The organism is Alteromonas pelagimontana (genome assembly GCF_002499975.2).
Taxonomy (GTDB): Bacteria; Pseudomonadota; Gammaproteobacteria; order Enterobacterales; family Alteromonadaceae; genus Alteromonas; species Alteromonas pelagimontana.
In genome coordinates this window covers 3,854,688-3,873,956 of sequence record NZ_CP052766.1, presented here as the reverse complement: position 1 = coordinate 3,873,956, position 19,269 = coordinate 3,854,688, and the positions used below count along the sequence as shown (strand labels likewise).

Here is a 19,269-nt window from a genome sequence, read left to right as displayed (position 1 = left end):
ATACTGCTATTGCAGCTACGAATTTCCACCCAACTTTGTGACAATTGCTTGTGCCAGACCAGAAAAGCGCTGCTGTCTTGTAGCCACTACATCTGCAAAGCGTGATTGCGACGATACTAACAACGCTCCTTGCCTGGCGCGCGTCAAACCGGTATACAACAACTCGCGGGTGCATACGCTGTCCATTTGGCTGCCAGTGGCGTCGGGAATAAACAGCACTACTTGCGCAAACTCTGATCCCTGAGATTTATGTACCGTCATAGCGAAAACAGTTTCTACACGAGGAAGCCGGGAAATACTCAGACCTCGATAACCGCCTTCCGCCTTTTCAAACCAGGCTTTTAAATTCCCCTCATCATCTGGCCAGATAAGCCCGACATCACCATTAAACAGCCCTTGAGAATACTGATTTTCCAACACCATTACAGGCCTGCCGCGGTAATAGGTTCGCCCGTTTAATGCGCCCCCCAAACCTAAGGCACTTTCGATTTGCTGATTAAGCTGCTCAACGCCTAAGGGCCCTTTGCGTACGGGTGATAGCCAGCGACAGTAATTTACCGCTGTCATGGCTTCTTCCAAAGATTGGCTTTTCACTATATTGCTAAAGCTTTTCCTCGCCAACGTGCGTAGCTGTTGTGATAAATCCTGCGAAGGAAGTTGTCTCACTTCTTGATTTTCCAACAAATTAAAACCTTGCACAGTGTCGATTTGTTTTATATTGCGCCAAGCAAATTCCGCATCGCTGTTTTTAATTGCGGTGGCGACAAGCGCAATGTTGCCGGCAAAACGGTGGCTTACCTGTAGCGTTTGAACATAGCTGCGGCTAGTCTCGCTTACTGGCAGCGCCGGCAAGTGCGGACACAAGCGTTTTATATGTGCGGCCATGGCAGGCGTTACGCTACCTGATGAATGCTCTGCCAGCAGCGCTTCGAGTACGTTACCTGATTCAACAGCAGGTAATTGCTCTGCATCACCCACCAGAACAAGCTGCGCATTGGCAGGTAACGCGCGACAAAGCCGCGCCATCAAAGCAAGATCGACCATCGATGCTTCGTCCACTATTAATACATCGCAAGTGAGTGGAGAAACCGCATTTTTTCGGGTCTGGACGCCAAACCGCTGAAGACCCAATAAACGATGCAAGGTTACGGCTTCATTAGGAATGTAAGGCTTTAATGCGGCTGTTTTCTCGCCCGCTATGGCGTGCAACGACGCACTTACCGATTCAGATAAGCGTTGTGCTGCTTTTCCCGTTGGTGCGGCCAGTTGAATATGTAGTTTATTTTCGTAAGCAGCCTGTAGCGCTAACATTAAACGAGTAACAGTATAAGTTTTGCCTGTTCCCGGCCCTCCGTTTATGATGGTAAAACGCTGGGAGAGACTACTTGCTGTCGCTATTTGTTGCCAGTTTTGCTGTGACTGCGGGTCCACATCAAAGATTTCCGGCCAGAGGGCTGCCAACCGGCTGTACTGCCCATCATCCAGCGGTTCCACTGCAAGTCGAGCCGCGATTGTCTCAGCCACATCTGTTTCAAACTGCCAGTAACGTTGCGAATACAACCTTCCCTGCCAGTAAACTAAGCAGCCATCAGCATCGCCTTGAAGACAAAATTGAGTAAGCGCATGTAGCCGGTCATAATCGGGAAACCTATACCCAGCTTTGTCATCGTCCGGTTGCGCAAACCAGGTTTGATTAGCAATTGCCGATAAATTCAGGCATGTGTTTCCCTGGCGTTGTGCGTAAGATAAAGCCAGCAAGATGTGAAACCAATCATCTGCCGTTTCAGGCGTCGCGTCGAAAAGCTCTGTCATCAGTCGGGCGAAATAGAAATCAATGGCTTCCAATCCAGCCAGTCTTTTAGTGGCAGCAGTAAAAGATTCCCTGCTCATGATGTTTGCTCCGTCTCAGGGACTTCCGCAGTGCCGCCAAATAGCGTGTCCAGGTCATTTAATAACGATGCTGTTACTGGCGTATAAAAAACGCCCTCTTGCCGGGTATTTTCAGCATGCATACCACGCAGGTAGAGGTAGAACACGCCACCGAAATGAACGTCGGCATCATAATCCGGTATCATTTTCTGTAAATACCGGTGCAATGCCAGGCAATAAATCAGGTACTGCACGTCGTAAAGGTGCTGCTGGTTGTTTTGCAGCAAAGCGGCAAAGTGATAGTCTTCAATTCTGTCGCCAAGGTACGTAGATTTATAATCAGCGACAAAAAACTTTCCTTCATGTTCGAAAATTAAGTCAATAAACCCGTGCATCATCCCTTCCAGGCTTTGTCGGTCCAGTGAAGGCGGGCTTAGCAACTGCTCTTGGCTAAAGCTTTGGCGATGCGCCATCAGCACCTGCGAAATGCCTTGCCAGCGCGCGTTTTTGACGGGGAAATAAAATTTCGCTTCTCGTAATATGGATGTCTCTGCCAAATCCTTCAAACAAACAGGCGAAGAATGAGGCAGGTGTAAAGGCATCGCCAGTACTTCATTCAGCCAGTTGAAAAGCGCATCATGTTTGTCGGCAGCAAGGTGAAAACGGCTGATAACTTCACTGGCGCTACTGGCCCAGTCGGCGCTATTGAAATTCACAACTTCCAAAAGATCGTGTAGCAAATTTCCCGCACCCGCGCCTTTTTCAAACTGAAAACGAAAGGCCGCGGATTCCGGAGAAGCTGCCTGTATGGTTTCGGGCGCTACAGCAGCAACAGGTTCCGACTCACGGCGGGTGTGTTTTACTACCGCCTGCTGACGAGCTAAAGCAGAAAAAGAATACAGTCGCCAGTTTTCTTCAACTGAACCACAAAACGTTGCAAGAGAAAGCGCCTCTTCTGACGCCGTTTTAGGCGCGCGAGCCCGGTGCTCAAACGGGTGCTGAACCTCGACAAGGGCGGTATGATCACCCGGTTCGTTTTGTAGACTGGTAAGTATCTGCTGCCAGTTTTGTTTATCCTTTACCCCTAACGCCTGAGCAAGCGGCGACTGTTCACTGTCGTTAAATGGTGCTATTCCTAAATAGCATCTATGGGCTGCGCGGGTGACCGCCACGTACAGTAATCGCGTGGCTTCTGCGTGCCCTTCCTGGCGCACTTTTTCCACCGCCCGGTAGCTGCGGCCCAGTTGCAGCGCCAATTGTTTTTGCTCACTATCGTAAAAACGGAATTGCTGTATCCACTGATTACCTGCTTTCGCTGGGTCTCGATAAACGCTGGCAAAGGGAACAAAAACGATGGGATACTCTAATCCTTTAGAGCCGTGTTGCGTAACCAGCTGAATTAAACGTGCATCGCTTTCCAAACGCTGAACCTGTTCATCGGCCTGTTCAGGAGCACTAACCTGGCGATGCAGCCAAATCAGCAACTGTTCTGGCTGTGGCTGAGTGGTGGCCGCTCGCTCCACGACTTCGGCAAGGTGTACGTAATTAGTAAGCGTACGTTCAGTTGACTCATCCAGCCCACAGAACTGCGTTTGCAGCAAATGCAATATTACCGCCATACAGCCTCTTTTCTGCCACATATCGCGTAACAACAGCACCTGACTCATCACGGCTTCCCACTGCTTGTCATCTTCGTGATATAACAAATCAATCAGGTTCTGATGCGACAACCCTAATAGCGGGCTACTTAAGGCAGCAGCAAGACGGCTTTTATTCTCCCAGTGCCAGATACCGTCCAACACCCGGTATAAATCCTGCGCTTGCGCAGAAGCAAACAGGCTTACCCGGTTACTGAGAAAAACCGCGCCTAATCCGGCTCGTTTTAGCGCTTGCTGAACAATTACAGCTTCGGGCGTACTTCGCACCAGAATGGCAATATCTGCAGGCTCTACCGCCCTATCACCTAGCCGTGCCTCATCAAGCAAGCGGGAAATTTCTGTACACATCCATAGCGCTAACTGATGCTGCATCTGCGTTTTGGCTGGCGCGTCATTTTCATCGTTAGGCTGCAACAGCACGTAGTTTAACGCCGCTCGATGGGGGTTGGGATCATTCAGCGGCGTAGCAGCAGCTTTCGCGCCAGCAGTGCTATTGACCGGCTCATAATCAATACCATAACCAAATACGTTTGCCGCGTCTTCAGTTAATAGATTGCCGTAAAACAGCCGGTTATAAGCGGTTACCATTTTTTCAACTGAGCGCCAGTTGGTGTTCATTACCCAGCGATGATCGGCTTGGCGTCCAGCTTCCAGATAAGTAAAAATGTCGCCGCCACGAAACCCATAGATAGCCTGTTTGGGATCGCCTATCATCATCAACACATTATCGGTGCTGCCCGGGGGATAAACAGTAGCAAGAATTTGGTACTGGTTAGCATCTGTATCTTGAAATTCATCAATCAGGGCAACGGGAAAAAGCGAGCGTAATTCAGCCTGAAGGCCGTTATTTCTATCGCTCACCTGCTCGGCCAGTAACCGAATCAGATCATCAAAATCAACAATCCCCAGTCGTCGCTTTTGCGTAGCAACATGTTGACGAATAAACTCAAAGGCCTGGGCCACCAAGGCGTAGCTATCAGCGGCTTCAACCCGTTTATCCCGGTCACTTTCCAGTGCTACAAGCGTCTTTTTAACGTGAGCCAGAAATTCTTTAAGTGGGGCAAAAACGGTTTTTAGGTGTTCATTCCCGCGATAGCGATTGCCATTGATAAACTTGCCGATAGCGGCCGGCGGTGCAGTAAGGGCAGCTTGCTGTAACCAGGCGAGCGTTTCGCTCCATTCCTCTTGTCTTACTGCTGCATCTTTCTTTCCTTCGATGAGCGTAGAAGCAATGGCATGTTCTTCGTTAAGAAGCCCCTCCCGAATGCGGACAAACTCTGTCTCCAGAGTTTGCTCTTCCTGCTGCAGACCGGTTGCAAAATCCTCCTCAATCTGCGCTTTCGTCAGAACATTGGGTACAAGACCACTACGTATTGCCGCTCCAAATTGCGCCAAAAGCGTCTCTGGATCGTGCCAGTTATTTTGCACCAACAACGGGTAGTGTTCTGCGTTGCCGGCAATCATGCGCACCCAGTCACGAGACGCTTCTACGTAAAGCATCCTCGTATCTGTAGCCAACGACAGTTCCATCGGTGTACCACCGGAAAACGCCAGCTGGCTTAGCACCTTGTTACAAAAGCCATGAATAGTGAACACCGAGGCTTCATCTAATTCCAGCAGCGCAGCCTCGAGTGTTCGTCTTCCTGTCTCGGGATACTGTTGATAAAGATGCCGATAAACGGGATCTGCGTCTGGAGCAGCCTCAATCCCCTTTTGCCCGACAAGCAGCCAAAACAGCAAAGCTTCGCGTAAAGTTGCTGCAATTCTGCCGCGGATTTCTTCGGTGGCGGCATTGGTAAATGTCATCACCAGTATTTGCTGCACAGAAAGGTTTTTTTCCAGCAATAAACGCAAATATAAACGCGTAATATTGAAGGTTTTACCGGTACCAGCACTGGCTTCGATCAGGTGTCTGCCAGCAAGCGGCATGCCTACAACGTCTAACGGTTTTGCCACTTTTTCCCTCATCGTTTTTTGTCTCCATGACATTGCATCAGCGGTAGAAATAGCGCTTCTATGTCCGCAAGCGGAATATCGGTCAGTGCAATGCCGTTGGGATAAAACCATTTAACATAATCATCTTCATTTAAGCCCTTTTGCTGCTGTGACTGGCCTTCAGCCAATTGCTGCCACATTTGTGTTGCTTTGGGTGTCGTCACCCAATCGGATAAAAGCTGATCTTGAGCAGCATTTAACGCGGCAATAGCAATATCAGCAAAGCCAAGGTAGGGGCCTTGATGCGCCTTTGTAAATACCGCTTCATACTGAGCTAATAAGTGTTGTGCCTCTTCGGAAGAAAAAGCGCTAAAGCTGGCGCGTCGAATAGTGAATTTGTCACTTTTCCAACTTAAGTAATAAGCTTCCAAGGGAAGCGCGCGGCCGCTGGCATTAAATACCAGCATGGTTAAAAACTGAGACAGCAACCGCTGAACGTGCTGCTTACCTACATGCATATGCTTGAGAGTCAGGCCATCAGTCCAAGCCTTTGCCTCAACAGTACATTGGTGTCCTTGCCAACTGGCAACAATAGCATCGCTGTGAGTTAACGCCAGCGCCTCACCTAACGCTTCAGATGCAGTATTCCAACGTTCCAGCAAGGTAGCAGTTAATGGCGTTGCCGGCAGCTCTCCGCTAAGCTGATAGCGCGTCAGTACCGTAGCGGTATTGTTCTGCTCAACACAGGTATTTACTAAGGCATCCATTACCTGATATCGAATTAAAGGGCTTTCGGCAAAGGGTTCTGCATCACTTAAATCTGGCTGTTGATTATCCAGACGCACACCTAAAACCTGATTTGCAAAATATTGCAGCGGATGGCGCAGGCAACGAGCAATCTGCTGAACAGAAACTGTCTCTGGCAGCCGTGGTTCTTCCAGTGGAGCAAAGGTCGTCCGGGCCGGCTTACTGGCAGTTGAAATCGATTCAGCAAGGCGGTACCAGCCCGGCTCGAAGCTGATAAAATCCGCAGAAAAATTGCCGGCGCTAAAAGGGTGTAGTGGCAATTGTCGCTGCTGAATTTTGCTGTCGAACCCATAGCCTCGCTCAAGCACGTCAAGCAATTCAGCCAATACTAAACTCGGCTGGCGCTCACTGTTATCTTTTTCACTGTTTCCCTGATAGCTCAGGTAAAGATAATCCCGTGCAGAAATCAGCGCTTCCAGAAACAGATAGCGGTCTTCCATCCGCCGCGAGCGGTCACCAATTCTGGCTGCATTTTTAGGCATCAAGTCAATGCTGATAGGTTGAGACTGGCGTGGAAATTCCCCATCATTTAATCCTAAAATGCATACTACTTTGAACGGAATACTGCGCATTGGCAGCATTGAACAGAATGTTACCTGCCCCGTCATAAAATGATTGCCTACATCTGGTGAAGAAAAGCGTTTAAGCAGAACCTCTCGAACCTGACGAAGTGACAGGTCGCCGACGAAACCAGCTTCGCGGCAGTGATGCTCTAAATCCGCAGTAGCCCTTTCTAAGGTTTCCCAGGTATCCTGTTGTTCTGGTAATGGCGAAAAACAGGCTTCTCGTAATTCTGTTAAAAATTCACGCCATTGCTCAGGCGTTCTGGTCTTTTTTAGCTGTGTGCAATAATGGCCAAGCTGATCCAGTAAGTGAATCAGCTTCCCCAGCACCACTGTTTGCTGACCTTCCACGTCCGGCACAGTAAGAATATCATGAGAAATTTTCTCTTCATCAGCAAACACCATCCCCATCAATAAACGCTTCAGTCCCCATGACCAGGAATGTAAAAAGGAGTCTGTAGCACCGTGTGTAATCACGCTTTTATGGTGACTATCTACCCCCCAGTGAACCTTGGCCTGTTGTAGCCAATAGCTCATCGAATCAAGATCGTCACTGGTAAGAGAAAACTTGGCCTGAAGCGCATCAAGACGCAGATAATCCATAATTTTGCTCACCTCGAATCGGCTATCCGGAAGGCTGAGCAAACTGATGAAGGAGGCAATTAAAGGTTCTGAATCCAGTGGTGAACGATCGGCAATGGAACAGGGGACCCGTGGTGCGCCGGAATTATCCGTAGACGGTGTGCCAATGCGGTGGAAAACCGCATCAATGAGCGGAGCATAATCCTCAATAGCGGGGCACATTACCACCACATCAGCAGGTTTAATTCCACTGTTGTTGTTCATTAAATGAAGGAGTTGGTCATGTAAGCCCTGAACTTCCCTTAACGAACTATGCGCTCTGGCAATAATAATACTGTTATCTTCTTGTGATACGGGTACCGTGCGCGACGGCGCTGTCGCCTGCAAAATATCTTGCTGCACCGCATGTAAATAACCTGTGGGCACGGTATTACCTTGCTGGGCAGGAACGTCAAAGCCGCTGATTTCAAAGGTATCAACGCTGGTGAGAAGATTAAAAAGATCGCGCCCTTGTTTGCCTAGGTTTGCAAGCAGCGGATTATCCTGTTGATCTAATTGCCACTGCGTTACGCCCTGCTGACGCAACAGCCTTGCCCGTTCTCTGTCGCTTTTCACATCCCCCCAATAGTTAACGCTTGGGTTTAAATGAAAAATATGAATATCAGTGTATTTTGCCAGTGCATCGAAAAACTGCACCAGTTGAGGCGCCATGGTATTAATAGCAAACGCAATGACTCTGGCTGGCAACGTTATCTCACAATCTTGCTGCAACGCATCAATCGCCATCTTGTGCAGGCGCGCCGGGTGAAGCGGGCTTTGGGCAACCAGGTGGCGCCATATCAGTGATTGCCAGATTTCATCTTCACTATTTAATACAAGTTCACCCTGCTCCCAGGAAAATAGCCAATCAGGCCGATACAATAAATATTGCTCAAAAATGTCAGCCAACGCAGTAGCGAATTGCAAACGCTGCACCCCCTGCTCCTCAGCATCAGCCAGATGCTGCCAATAGCGGCACGCTTTTTCGGTTTCTGGTGAGTGGCAAAATGTATCGCTGCGCAGGATATTTTCAATTCGCCAAACCAGCACTTCACGCCGATATGCCGATTGTTGAGGGACCACATCTTTTCCCAACACCGCGCGGGCAGTATTCCACATAAACCGGGTTGGCAGCGGAAATGCCAGATTCATTGCAATCCCTTTTTGCTGGGCCAACTCCATGTTCAGCCAATGCTGCATACCTGGATTTTCCACCAGAATGGTTTGCGGACTAAAAATATGACCGGGTTGTTGTTCTAACAACGCACCCAGTAAATAACTGAGATGTTCCAGTTTGTTTGAGGGGTATAGTGCGAGCAAAATAAACCACATTTTGAGGATGCTTTAGAGCATGTTACGGCATCTGTAGAATTTCCTCCACATGCCGCTGGATAATTCATGGCGTTAAAAGGAAATCACCATCTGTAGTTTATTGCCCGAGCAAATGGTCAGTAAGCGACAATAGAATGTCAGATAATAGAAAAATAAAGTTTGGCGAATAATTGAGCGGTGATGTATATTAATGCCGAGAAAAAAAACCCACACAGATCTCAGGACACGAAAAATCTGTGCGGGCAAGGTTACGGGCCGCATACTAACAACCTGGTTTCGGCGTTGCCTGGCACCTCTCCAAGTTAGCGCTAGTATGAAGCGCAGTTAACAATATTGTTAAAGCACCGTTCGTGCCAATAAAGAATAACGATAAAATTCAAAACGTTACACAAGAAGCGCGCTTTCTCTGAGGAAAGCGCGTTTTTTATTTTGGTGCAGGCGCACCAAGAATGCCCATCCTTCTTATGAGCCTCCGTAGATTTTTGTTAGCTTCCTTAACGACTTTTCATCCGATACAATCGGCGTATCTCGAAAACAGGATTCGAATATGCTTACCCAACAACAATTGGCCACTATGCTGGCACTGCAAAATAAAATGAACACAAAAGTTAACCCCAAATGGTTAACTGCAGGCTACGCCTATTTGCGGGCAGCGATGGTGGAATCAGTCGAAGCTATTGAACATCATGGCTGGAAATGGTGGAAGGCACAAAATAAAGATTTGCCCCAGCTTCAGATGGAACTGGTAGATATATGGCACTTTGCGCTTTCTGACAGCATTATTCAGCATCAGGGCGATATTGCTGCTACAGCCACCGCCCTTGCTTCTCAGCTGGCTCAAGCAAAGACTACCGTTCAGTTTGATGGGCAGGAGTATTTGCCTGAAAACATGAATCTTTTGGATAATCTTGAGCTAATGGCAGGATTATGTGCCGCAAAACGCTTCTCCGTTCCCTTGTTTATGCACATTGTTACAGAATGCGATATGGATAGTGAAGAATTATATCGCCAATATGTAGGCAAGAATGTCTTGAACTTTTTCCGCCAGGATCACGGTTACAAAGCGGGCACTTATTGTAAAGTATGGAATGGGCAGGAAGATAATCAGCATCTGGTGGAAGTATTATCTGCGCTTAATATTCATGACGATAATTACAGTGAGAGTGTCTATCAAGGATTAAAAGCGCGATATCCTCAGTAACAATCTCGTTTTGCGTTTGTTCACCGTTGAACCAGTTTAGGAACTTATACTAAGTCAGGGGTTAACAAACAAGGTGCAATGTTGCATCATCCCATGGCGGCTCCCATCCTATGAGTGACACGTACAGCATTAGCTGCTGGTGCGTTCCTCATAGGGCGAGGTTGAAACTTCTTGCCTCGCGTTACTCCAATTACAAAAGCACCACGACATTCACTTAACGATGTTTCGTTCAAGCCCTTAGCACTTGCTAAATGATCAACAATAATTGCCAATAGTGTAACTTCTGAAAAAAGAGAAGGTAGATAAATGTTATCTACCGCTCAGAGCGAGAACGCGAATATTCTTTAAACAATAAGTGATAGTTTCTTAGCCGAACTTCTGGAACATGGATGCTCCAGCAGAGCCATCAGGGACGATTTTACGGCGTTTCGGATAAGAAACTTTTTTATATTTTCACAGTTGATGGATTTTCGCTCACTCATGCGGTTGCTTTGATCTACCGCTGCGTTATTAGTCAGCCCGAAACACTCGCTGCTTCAAAAACTGTATTGCGTCATCAAGCACTTCTGGCGCGTGTTTGTCGAAGCACACGTCCAAAAAAGCGTTACATCCGTTATCCAAAAAGGCGTGATTTCTATCGGGATATACGCGATACATGACAGGCTGGCCGGCTTTTTCCAAAGCATCCGCGTACGCTTTTACCGCTTCAGGAGGTGTAGTTTTGTCCAGCGCGCCGACATAAACAAACTGTGGCGGCAGCTTTTTGCTATCGGCGTTGGGAATCAAAAATATTGGTGAAACCGCTTCATACCATGAGGGGTTGGCAGCAACGGTAATCTTGTTGCCAAAAATGCCTCGGGCGGTGGCTTTGCCCATTTGCCAGAAAATATTCTTGTCACTTTCAAAGCCATTCTCTGAGGCAGCCTTGAGATTAAATGCACCATAGCTAACAACAGCGCCCTGCACCGTCACTCCGCCGTTATTCATTACATCGCTGGCGGACTTGCCAGGTGGTAGCCATGTCGGCACAAACTCCCTTTTATCCGCGGTAAAGCCTTCGTTGCCCAGCATATCCCCACCAGTAACTACCATGGCAGCCAGATGCCCACCTGCACTATCGCCGGTTACGGCAACTTGCGTCGGATCACCATGGTATCTTTCAATATTTGCCTTAACCCACAGCACGGCACCTAAAGCATCTTCGATGATATCATTCATATGGACAGAATTATTACTGTCACCTAACAACCGATAGTTAACGTTGGCTACCACATATTGACCATGTTCGGCGAGGTATTTGGAGGTTTGTTCCATAATAGCGTTTGAATTAATTAACCATCCACCCCCATGGAACAACACGATTACCGGTCGTTTATTCTGCAATCCTTCAGGCTGATAAATATCCATGGTCAACGCGTGTCCGTCTGGTTTCGCCCATTCAACATCTTCGAAAACCTTAACGGAATCGGCCAGAGCAGTACTTGAAATAGCGCCTTGCAGAAAAATCAGCAACGCCATTGACACTAAGCGCGAATTAATTTTCATAGTTTCTAATGTCCTTTTAATAATTTACAGTCTCAGAATATTTGCAGGAGCAACTATTGTGCAATGGCAAATTGACCGGATGCTCAATAGATAATTATGGGTTCAAACGTTAAACCGCATTATCGGTTTATCCATACCAGTTTATCTCGATAATTTTCCTGAATAACGGTTTCAAATCTGGCTTCCAGTACGTGCCGTTTCACTTTTAGCGTAGGCGTCAGCAGATCATTTTCAATAGTCCACTCCTGCTCCATCACTAATAACCTGTCAAGCACCTGATGACTTTCCAGCGCCGCATTAACGTTGTTAAACGTCTCCAGAAGACTGCTTCCCACAGATTGAAGATCATGCTGATACGCCTCTTTACTTAACACCACCAGAGCCACCGGCTGAGGCAAATTGGTACCTGACACGCAAACCTGCTCAACAAATGGATTTTCCATTAGCTTCGCTTCTATGGGGGCAGGTGCAACATATTTACCTTTGGCAGTCTTAAAAATATCTTTTAATCTGCCGGTAATGCGAATATACCCTTCGCTGTCCATCTCCCCCTTGTCACCGGTTTTTAAGTAGCCATCAGCGGTTAACACTTCAGCCGTTTTTTCCGGTTCAAGATAATATGAATGCATGTTACAGGGCGATTTCACCTGAATTTCACCATTCTCAGCAATGCGAATATCTACGCCCTCGTAAGCTTTTCCTATTGTGCCAATCTTGTCTTTCCTGAAAGGTACGCTGGCAGTGCCGTATGCGCTGTTTTCTGTCATTCCCCACCCTTCAGAAATATGAATTCCAATTTTATGGAACCATTCGGTTATTGCAGGTGCTAAAGGTGCCGAACCACTTGCCCATAGTCTGGTACATTGTAAGCTTAAGCCGCGCCGAATCTTGCTGGCTACCAGTTGATTAAGCAGAGGGATCTTCAATAAAATATCGAGTTTTTTCTGGGGGATTTTCGCCAGAATCCCCAGCTGAAATTTCGTCCATAACCGCGGAACAGAAATAAATAGTGTTGGCTCACAAGTGTGGATATCGCGATGAAAGGTTTCCAGGGACTCAACAAAATAAATATGTCCACCGGCATACAAGCTGGCAAGTTCCACCAGCACTCGTTCGGTAATATGAGCCAACGGTAAATAGCTTAATAATCTGTCATCCCGATTAAGCGCCAATGTGATCATGGCATTTTGTGCAGCCCAGCACACTGATTTAAAAGTATGCACTACGCCTTTAGGACGTCCGGTACTACCAGAGGTGTAGATAATTGTCATTACCTGATGTATATCAGGCGCAGGAGATCCCTCAATAGGCGCACAATCTATAAAATCTGACCACGCTGTGCCTTCACCAGCGCCCGGATAGGGAAACGCCACGGTTGGTAAACCTTCGGGGATAGCAGCAATTTGCTTGTCTGCATCGTCAAGTTTTCCCACAAAAAGCAGTTTAACGTTAGCATGTTGCAGAATGTATTGAATAGTCTGTTCACCAGCAGTGGAAAAAATTGGCACCGACACATGGCCAGCCATCATAATCCCAAGATCTGCTATAAACCACTCTGCACAATTTTTTGAAAAAATACCGATGCGACTACCTGGCTCTAACTGCAGGTCTTGAAGGCGCGCAGCCACTCTGCGAGCAAGATTCGCCACGTTTTTCCAGGTGTATGTTTCATAGTTGCCGCTAACCGGCTGGGTTAAGTATACCGATTCGCCCTGGCTTGCCTCCCACTGATAAAGCATGGTAAGTGGGGACATAACGGGGTGATTCGTGATAAGTGTGGGATCCAGTGGCATAACTGCTGAGCCTCTTAACTAGCGCGCCTTAACATTAACATAAAGTTTACATTATTGTAGTTATACTATTCCACAACATTGCGAATTAGGATAATTATATAGCGTGAGCGCTCTCGCGAAATGACGGGGGAAGCCGCACATCGTTTTAGTATTGCCTGAGCAAGCGCGTCTGGTGCAGCGTCAATACTGATCAGAAGGTTTTGTACTGTCGGTGTGACAATAGGCGTGGGCTAGAGATTCTTAACGTCCGTTACTGCTAATACTGGCCATTTCTTATCAAGCAAGGAAAGAATCCTGTCAGCTTCAATCGGTTTAGAATAGTAATAGCCTTGTTGGCAATAACATCCTTTTTGGGCAAGATATTTTGCTTGTGCATAGGTCTCAACTCCCTCGGCGACACTTACCATATTTAAACTTGCGGCCAGCCTGATTGTGGTTAATACCAGCGCATCACTATGGTGTCCAGGCTGAAGATCATCGACAAAGCTTTTATCTATTTTAAGTACCTGCAGCGGAAACTTTTTTAGGTAGCTTAATGATGAGTAGCCGGTGCCAAAGTCGTCAAGGGCCAGGACAAATCCTGCATCAATAAAACGCTGTATTTGGTAAAGCGCGTTGTCGGTATCATCCATCAGCACGCCCTCTGTAATTTCAAATCGCAAGGCGCTGATAGGTAAACTGGCTTCAGTTAGCTGAGATAAAATACCGTCTACATCAAATTCGGTTTTAAAGTGAAGTGCAGAAAGATTAACGGACACATAACCACGATAACCTTTCTGATACCATTGAGTGAGATCTTCTACGGCTTTATTTAAAGCTACGCGCGTTACTTCAATGATGTAACGCAGTTGTTCGAGAATGGGAATGAAATCATTAGGGAAAAGCGTTTCGTCATTGAGTTTGCAGCGCAACAACAATTCAACGCCTTCCATTCGCCCTGTTTTTACGTTGACAATTGGCTGATAATGATTATGAAAACAGTCTTCCTGAAAAGCAGTTTTAACCTGATTTTCAAGATGCAGACGTTTTTTAGCACGCTCATTCATTTCACTGGTGTAGTAAGTAAACCCGTTTAAGGTATCTTTCTTCGCCGTGTACATTGCCACATCAGCTTGCTTTAATAATTCAGCCGGTACACTGGCATCATCAGGGTAAAACGATACTCCCACACTGCATGACACGCGAAGTACTTCATTGCCAAGTGCTACAGGAGTTTCTACCGCTTCAATCAGTCTACCGACAAAAGAGCTTAACGCATCTGAATTTTCCACCTCTTCCATAACCAGTACAAATTCATCACCACCTAAGCGGGCGACGGTATCATTACTGGAAGCAAGATTTGCCATGCGGCTCCCAATAATCCTAAGTAGTTTGTCACCATAATCGTGTCCGAGAGAATCGTTTATTCCTTTGAAACGATCTAAATCTACAAACAGCACTGCCACTTTAGTATTATGGTGACTGGCGTTTGCTATCGCATGCTCAAGCCTATCAAGTAACAGGCTCCTGTTGACCAGCCCGGTCAGGCTATCGTAATTAGCGATTTTCAACAGTTTTCGCTCAGCATTCTTCTGTTCGCTGATATCAGAAATAACTACGAGATAATGATCAACCTTGGCGCTGTTTTTATCTTCTGTAATGGCAGTGATATCAACCAGAACATCGTAGCGACGTCCGTCGGCGCCTTCGATAACATCTTCATTTTTCCAGAACTCTCCCGCACGTAAATTTGATAACCTGCCGGATAACTGGCGTTGCAGTTTGGGAAAACGCTGATAAAGACGATTTAGCTGGCGATCCAGATGTTGATCGGGTTCAATCCCAAACACATGCTTGCATGCCGGGTTTGCGGCAACGGGAACCATGTTGGCATCAAAAATTATTACCCAATCCCGGGTCTGCTTAAATGCGTCACCAAACAAACGCACTTGATGCTGCGCTTGATGCAGCCGATTAAGCTGACGCTGACGATGATAAAAATACAAAAGAAGCGTTAGCAAAATTGCGCCTACGTAAATACTATATGCTAGCGGCGAGCGCATCGGCGGGTAGGGAATCGTGAAAGTAATGGCGGCTGGCATCACCGTATAATCAAATTGCTGCACCGCAGGACTGACTTCAAATCGGTAGGTTCCTGGTGCCAGGAAAGCAAAAATAACATTGTTGTCTTTGGTCTTTGCTTCGCTAATTATGTCGTTCCCCCGTGACAAGTTGTAACGGTAAACTTCATCATGGTACTGGCTCATGAACAAAGATGAGAAATGGATGGAAACGCCAAAGTCATCATGCTGTAGCTCAAAATGCTTTCCCGATAAATTTATCATAGGAGTGTTGAGCTTGCGGGAATCCAGTTCTACGGAACTAATTGCCATGGTCGGGGTAAAACGATTTCGGTCCGCTTCTGCTGCAATTTTCTCTGGATCAAAAATTATTAGCCCGTTTGTGGAGCCATAAGCCAGTCTGCCGTCATCTAGTTCAAGTACGGCATCCTCATTAAATTCTGAAACTTCCAGATCCTGACCATAGATAAAGTTACTAACTTGCTTAGTATCCGGCGAAAAACGGTGCAACCCGCTATGTGAGCTAAACCATAAAAAGCCTTGTTTATCCTGCTGCAACGAATAGACGATATTGGTGGAAAGGAGATTGTCTTTATGAAAATGATGTTTTAACTCAAATGTCGTCGCATCCAGACCCAGCAAACCAAATCGTGGAAACCCTAGCCACAGTATATTTCGCTCCCGATCGACAACCAATGAGGTAACAGCCACGGCGTTATTTCGTTGTTCGGGAGGATACCGATATACGAGTGTTAGTTTGAAAGTATCCTCATCAACTAACCAAAGGCCGTCCAACATAGACAAAAATACACTGCCGTTATAAAAGTCGGGAGCAGCAATAAATCCGTATGAAAATGGCACATTAACAGTGGGTTCATCAAAGTTCAGCTCGATCAGTTCTTGGCTGGAAGTGTCGTAACGATAGAAGCTTTTATCGCCAATGAAAAATAATCTACCTTTTGAATCCATCGCTGCTGCGCCAGTCCACTTTTCAAGTTCGCTTTGTTGTTGGATGTCATTAACCGGTAAAACCTGCGTTTTACTGGTCTTAATGTCAAACAAACGTAACCCGTCCAACGTTTGCAGAATCAAGGTATTGCCGCTGCCTTTAAAAACTTTTTCAATGGTGGTATCCGTTCTGGCAGCTTTGACACCGGAAGACATTAAGAAAAGCTCAGACGTGTTAGAATCCTGTCGGTACTTAGTTAGCCCATTGTCGGTCCCCAGCCATAACGTTTGCGGATCACTTTGATATATGCTCCATATAGTATTGTTGCTCAGCACATCATCTTGACGACGGTAATTGTTCTGAACAGTAAAAATAGAAAGGCTGTTAGCAGACCAATAAAGGGCGCCACCATAAGAGCTACCTAACCAAAGGTTATTAGTCTTATCAACGGTAACTGCTTTTATATCTTTTTTCGCCAGCTCATCTTTGCCATTATTGGGTTCCAAAACATGGGCCGACTCCCATTGCCCCTGCTCGTTTTGCTTTAAAGACATCAGGCCTATATCAGTTCCAAGCCATAGGTTGTTTCCTGCGCCTTGAGTAATTTCCCAGATATTGCGGTACGGCACTACCTCTTTGAATCGCGCAGTCGATCCAGGCTTCTTTAAACTCGCGAGTAAATTATCCAGGGGCGTCACGTACAACCCTTCAACGGTGCCCACAAAAAAATTGCGCTTCTCATCGATAAAGAGATATTTAGAATCTCGTTTGTCGCGGTTAGGAAGTGATCCGCCAAGATAATCTACCGCTTCCGGTTGGCTTTCCGGATCTCGAAAATTTACCGCCAGTAACGCGCGTTCTGTCGCCAGTAACATTGTTTCATCAACAACGAGTGCCATGCGAATATAGTTTCCTTCCTTTATCATTGCGTCAGGAAGTTCAAAAATCACTGTGGCGGTATTATCCCGCACATTATAACGATAGACTTTTTGATCGATTGCAATAATGACGTTGCCAGAGTCTTCCTCTTGAAAGGACGCTGCCGATTGGATCCACTCAGGCTCGTATTTAAACGGGGCAGAGAGAACATTTTGAATAGTATTGGTGTTTAAATTGTAGCGGAAGATGCCTGAGCTATACGTGCTGATCCAAAGGTTACCGTGGCTATCCATGAATAGTTTGGTGATGCTGGCATTGGTAAATACCTGATCAGGACCAGCGATATGGTCGTATCGATATCCATCCCAGCGATCCAGGCCGCCTTCGGTGGCAATCCACACAAAGCCGGTTCTATCCACGAGAATGTCGTTGACTGTGTCCTGGCTGAGGCCTTGCCGCGTAGACAGATAAGTGAAGTTGGGATCCTGAACAAGAGGATCGGCAAAAGAAATGCTGCTGAAGCAGCATACCAGCACCGAGAAAAAGAAAACCATGCGCTGCAAAAGCACGTTTGTCCCCTGCAGTAGCCATGATTTGTTTTTATATTGTTTTAAGGCCACAGGGGTATCCTCATACTACGTAAGGCATGAAAAACGCCTAAGATTCTTTCTTGTAAACATCATCCTCCGTAATAACGATTGAACGAAAAGCATACCGTGATGCAACCTGCGCATTTTAACCATTATTATCAGCCATAGGAACTATCATTGATTATTCGCTCATATATACACTTACCGATATATATAACTAAAATTAAAGATACAAAATAATTCATAGCCACTATAACGTAAGCGTACACGTATCCCATAAATTCCGAATCTATGAGCAATCGCTCGATGTAACGCACCACTTGGAATACCCCAAAGGCAATTAGTAGCCCTAAAATAAACTTCGATGCTCGTTCCATTTTTTGGCGGGAATATTTCACTCCCAGTATCACCAGACCCACACAAAGAAAATCCGAAAACGCGAAACCTAAGTACCATAATGAGAAAATTAGATAATTATGATGTTCGCTGTTAGCCAAAGGCATTAATGTTAAGGTAAGAGCTTGATGTAGAGCCTCAATAGCAATAATGCCCACCATCACGTAAGTGAAGCTCGTTAAGCGTCGAACAACGGCAGAATAGACAATAAGACATGTAAGGTTGATAATGGTTATCGGTGATATATCAAAGGACATAATATTTTTTAAAGAGAATGGATAGCGACGTTTTCCAGTAACTGCTAGAGGGATCGGAAACTTTGACGTAAATTTTCTAATATTACTTTCGCTACAAAACCAATAAGCAGTAGAGCGATAATCATGTTAATCAATACGATACTATTACTATACATCAAAGACATTAAATAGCTGTCGATATAACTTCTTTCAACAAGGCGTACGATTTGAATAACTCCCATAAAACCATGAAGCCATAAAACAACTTTACTAATCGTATCAAAAGGAACTTGCGCCTTTCTGCTCCATAAACAAGCAACCCAAATAAATAAAAAGTCTGTTGCAGCGAATCCAATATACCAGGAGTAGTAAACTAATTCATAGTAGCTGCTATATTCATTACTGCTATATAAGTAAAACTCTAATCCTACGTGTAGGATTTCAAGAATAAGCACTCCAACAAATATAAAGGAAAAAGCCGTTAATTTTTTTACACATAAGGTATAAACAAACAACGCTGCTAAATAGAGCAGCGTTGTCGATGGTACGATATTGAGAATATCTGCCATTATTTCCTTTTATCTCCGGGCTTCGGTAGTTCATTACCACTGCCATTACCATTGGTAGTCATACTACAAAGCAGAGGGACAGTGGCGCAAATATTTTCTACAAAGCTTGCCGAAGCTCCTCTATCAAGCTGCGCTGCCGCTACGGTTGTTGATAATAACCCGATAACTGAGACTACTGCAATTTTAATGATCTTTTTCATGATAGTTCCTTTGATAGTTGGTTTTAGAATATTGCTTCATCATTGAAGTACTACTAATGCTTTATC

At 46.0% G+C, this 19,269-nt stretch carries 10 protein-coding genes; 1 reads left to right on the top strand and 9 read right to left on the bottom strand.

Translation table 11 applies throughout. From position 1 onward, the window contains the following. Window positions 1-15: 15 nt before the first annotated feature. Genes recD through recC form a run of 3 tightly spaced genes read right to left on the bottom strand, consistent with a single transcriptional unit; the run spans window position 16 to window position 8,785 of the window. Window positions 16-1,890 carry an exodeoxyribonuclease V subunit alpha gene (gene recD / locus CA267_RS17055; RefSeq protein WP_075609670.1) on the bottom strand — a complete coding sequence of 625 codons (1,875 nt, stop codon included), beginning with the start codon at window positions 1,888-1,890 and terminating at the stop codon, window positions 16-18. Next, complete coding sequence (gene recB / locus CA267_RS17050) at window positions 1,887-5,483, bottom strand: exodeoxyribonuclease V subunit beta (RefSeq protein WP_170669084.1); 3,597 nt, start codon at window positions 5,481-5,483, stop codon at window positions 1,887-1,889. Before recB ends, recD begins: the two co-directional genes overlap by 4 nt. Window positions 5,484-5,491: 8 nt before the next feature. Next, a complete protein-coding gene (gene recC / locus CA267_RS17045) occupies window positions 5,492-8,785 on the bottom strand; it encodes an exodeoxyribonuclease V subunit gamma (protein WP_075609672.1) in 3,294 nt (1,097 codons plus the stop codon). Window positions 8,786-9,332: 547 nt separating this feature from the next. On the opposite strand from recC, the gene CA267_RS17040 reads away from it, so the two are divergent. Beyond that, window positions 9,333-9,986: a dUTP diphosphatase gene (locus CA267_RS17040; protein WP_075609673.1), complete on the top strand. Its 654-nt coding sequence runs from the start codon at window positions 9,333-9,335 to the stop codon at window positions 9,984-9,986. 510 nt (window positions 9,987-10,496) lie between these two features. Here CA267_RS17040 and CA267_RS17035 read toward each other — a convergent pair. The 6 genes from CA267_RS17035 to CA267_RS17010 form a co-directional block, all read right to left on the bottom strand. After that, window positions 10,497-11,531, bottom strand: a complete 1,035-nt coding sequence (locus CA267_RS17035) for an alpha/beta hydrolase (protein ID WP_075609674.1) — start codon at window positions 11,529-11,531, stop codon at window positions 10,497-10,499. 119 nt (window positions 11,532-11,650) lie between these two features. Next, window positions 11,651-13,324, bottom strand: coding sequence for an AMP-binding protein (locus CA267_RS17030; RefSeq protein WP_075609675.1), 1,674 nt, complete (start codon window positions 13,322-13,324; stop codon window positions 11,651-11,653). Window positions 13,325-13,554: 230 nt separating this feature from the next. Next, a complete protein-coding gene (locus tag CA267_RS17025) occupies window positions 13,555-17,832 on the bottom strand; it encodes an EAL domain-containing protein (RefSeq protein ID WP_232367569.1) in 4,278 nt (1,425 codons plus the stop codon). 128 nt (window positions 17,833-17,960) lie between these two features. Then, window positions 17,961-18,455 (bottom strand): hypothetical protein, encoded by a 495-nt coding sequence (locus CA267_RS17020; protein ID WP_075609676.1) that lies wholly within the window; start codon window positions 18,453-18,455, stop codon window positions 17,961-17,963. Window positions 18,456-18,499: 44 nt separating this feature from the next. Beyond that, complete coding sequence (locus CA267_RS17015; RefSeq protein WP_075609677.1) at window positions 18,500-19,003, bottom strand: hypothetical protein; 504 nt, start codon at window positions 19,001-19,003, stop codon at window positions 18,500-18,502. Beyond that, complete coding sequence (locus tag CA267_RS17010) at window positions 19,003-19,203, bottom strand: hypothetical protein (RefSeq protein WP_075609678.1); 201 nt, start codon at window positions 19,201-19,203, stop codon at window positions 19,003-19,005. The genes CA267_RS17015 and CA267_RS17010 overlap by 1 nt, the downstream gene beginning before the upstream one ends. Window positions 19,204-19,269: the final 66 nt, after the last annotated feature.

Bases quoted from the DNA above. Each gene is read 5' to 3' on its own strand.
- recD (WP_075609670.1), bottom strand. From the start codon at position 1,890: ATGAGCAGGGAATCTTTTACTGCTGCCACTAAAAGACTGGCTGGATTG.
- recC (WP_075609672.1), bottom strand. From the start codon at position 8,785: ATGTGGTTTATTTTGCTCGCACTATACCCCTCAAACAAACTGGAACAT.
- CA267_RS17040 (WP_075609673.1), top strand. From the start codon at position 9,333: ATGCTTACCCAACAACAATTGGCCACTATGCTGGCACTGCAAAATAAA.
- CA267_RS17035 (WP_075609674.1), bottom strand. From the start codon at position 11,531: ATGAAAATTAATTCGCGCTTAGTGTCAATGGCGTTGCTGATTTTTCTG.
- CA267_RS17030 (WP_075609675.1), bottom strand. From the start codon at position 13,324: ATGCCACTGGATCCCACACTTATCACGAATCACCCCGTTATGTCCCCA.
- CA267_RS17020 (WP_075609676.1), bottom strand. From the start codon at position 18,455: ATGTCCTTTGATATATCACCGATAACCATTATCAACCTTACATGTCTT.
- CA267_RS17015 (WP_075609677.1), bottom strand. From the start codon at position 19,003: ATGGCAGATATTCTCAATATCGTACCATCGACAACGCTGCTCTATTTA.
- CA267_RS17010 (WP_075609678.1), bottom strand. From the start codon at position 19,203: ATGAAAAAGATCATTAAAATTGCAGTAGTCTCAGTTATCGGGTTATTA.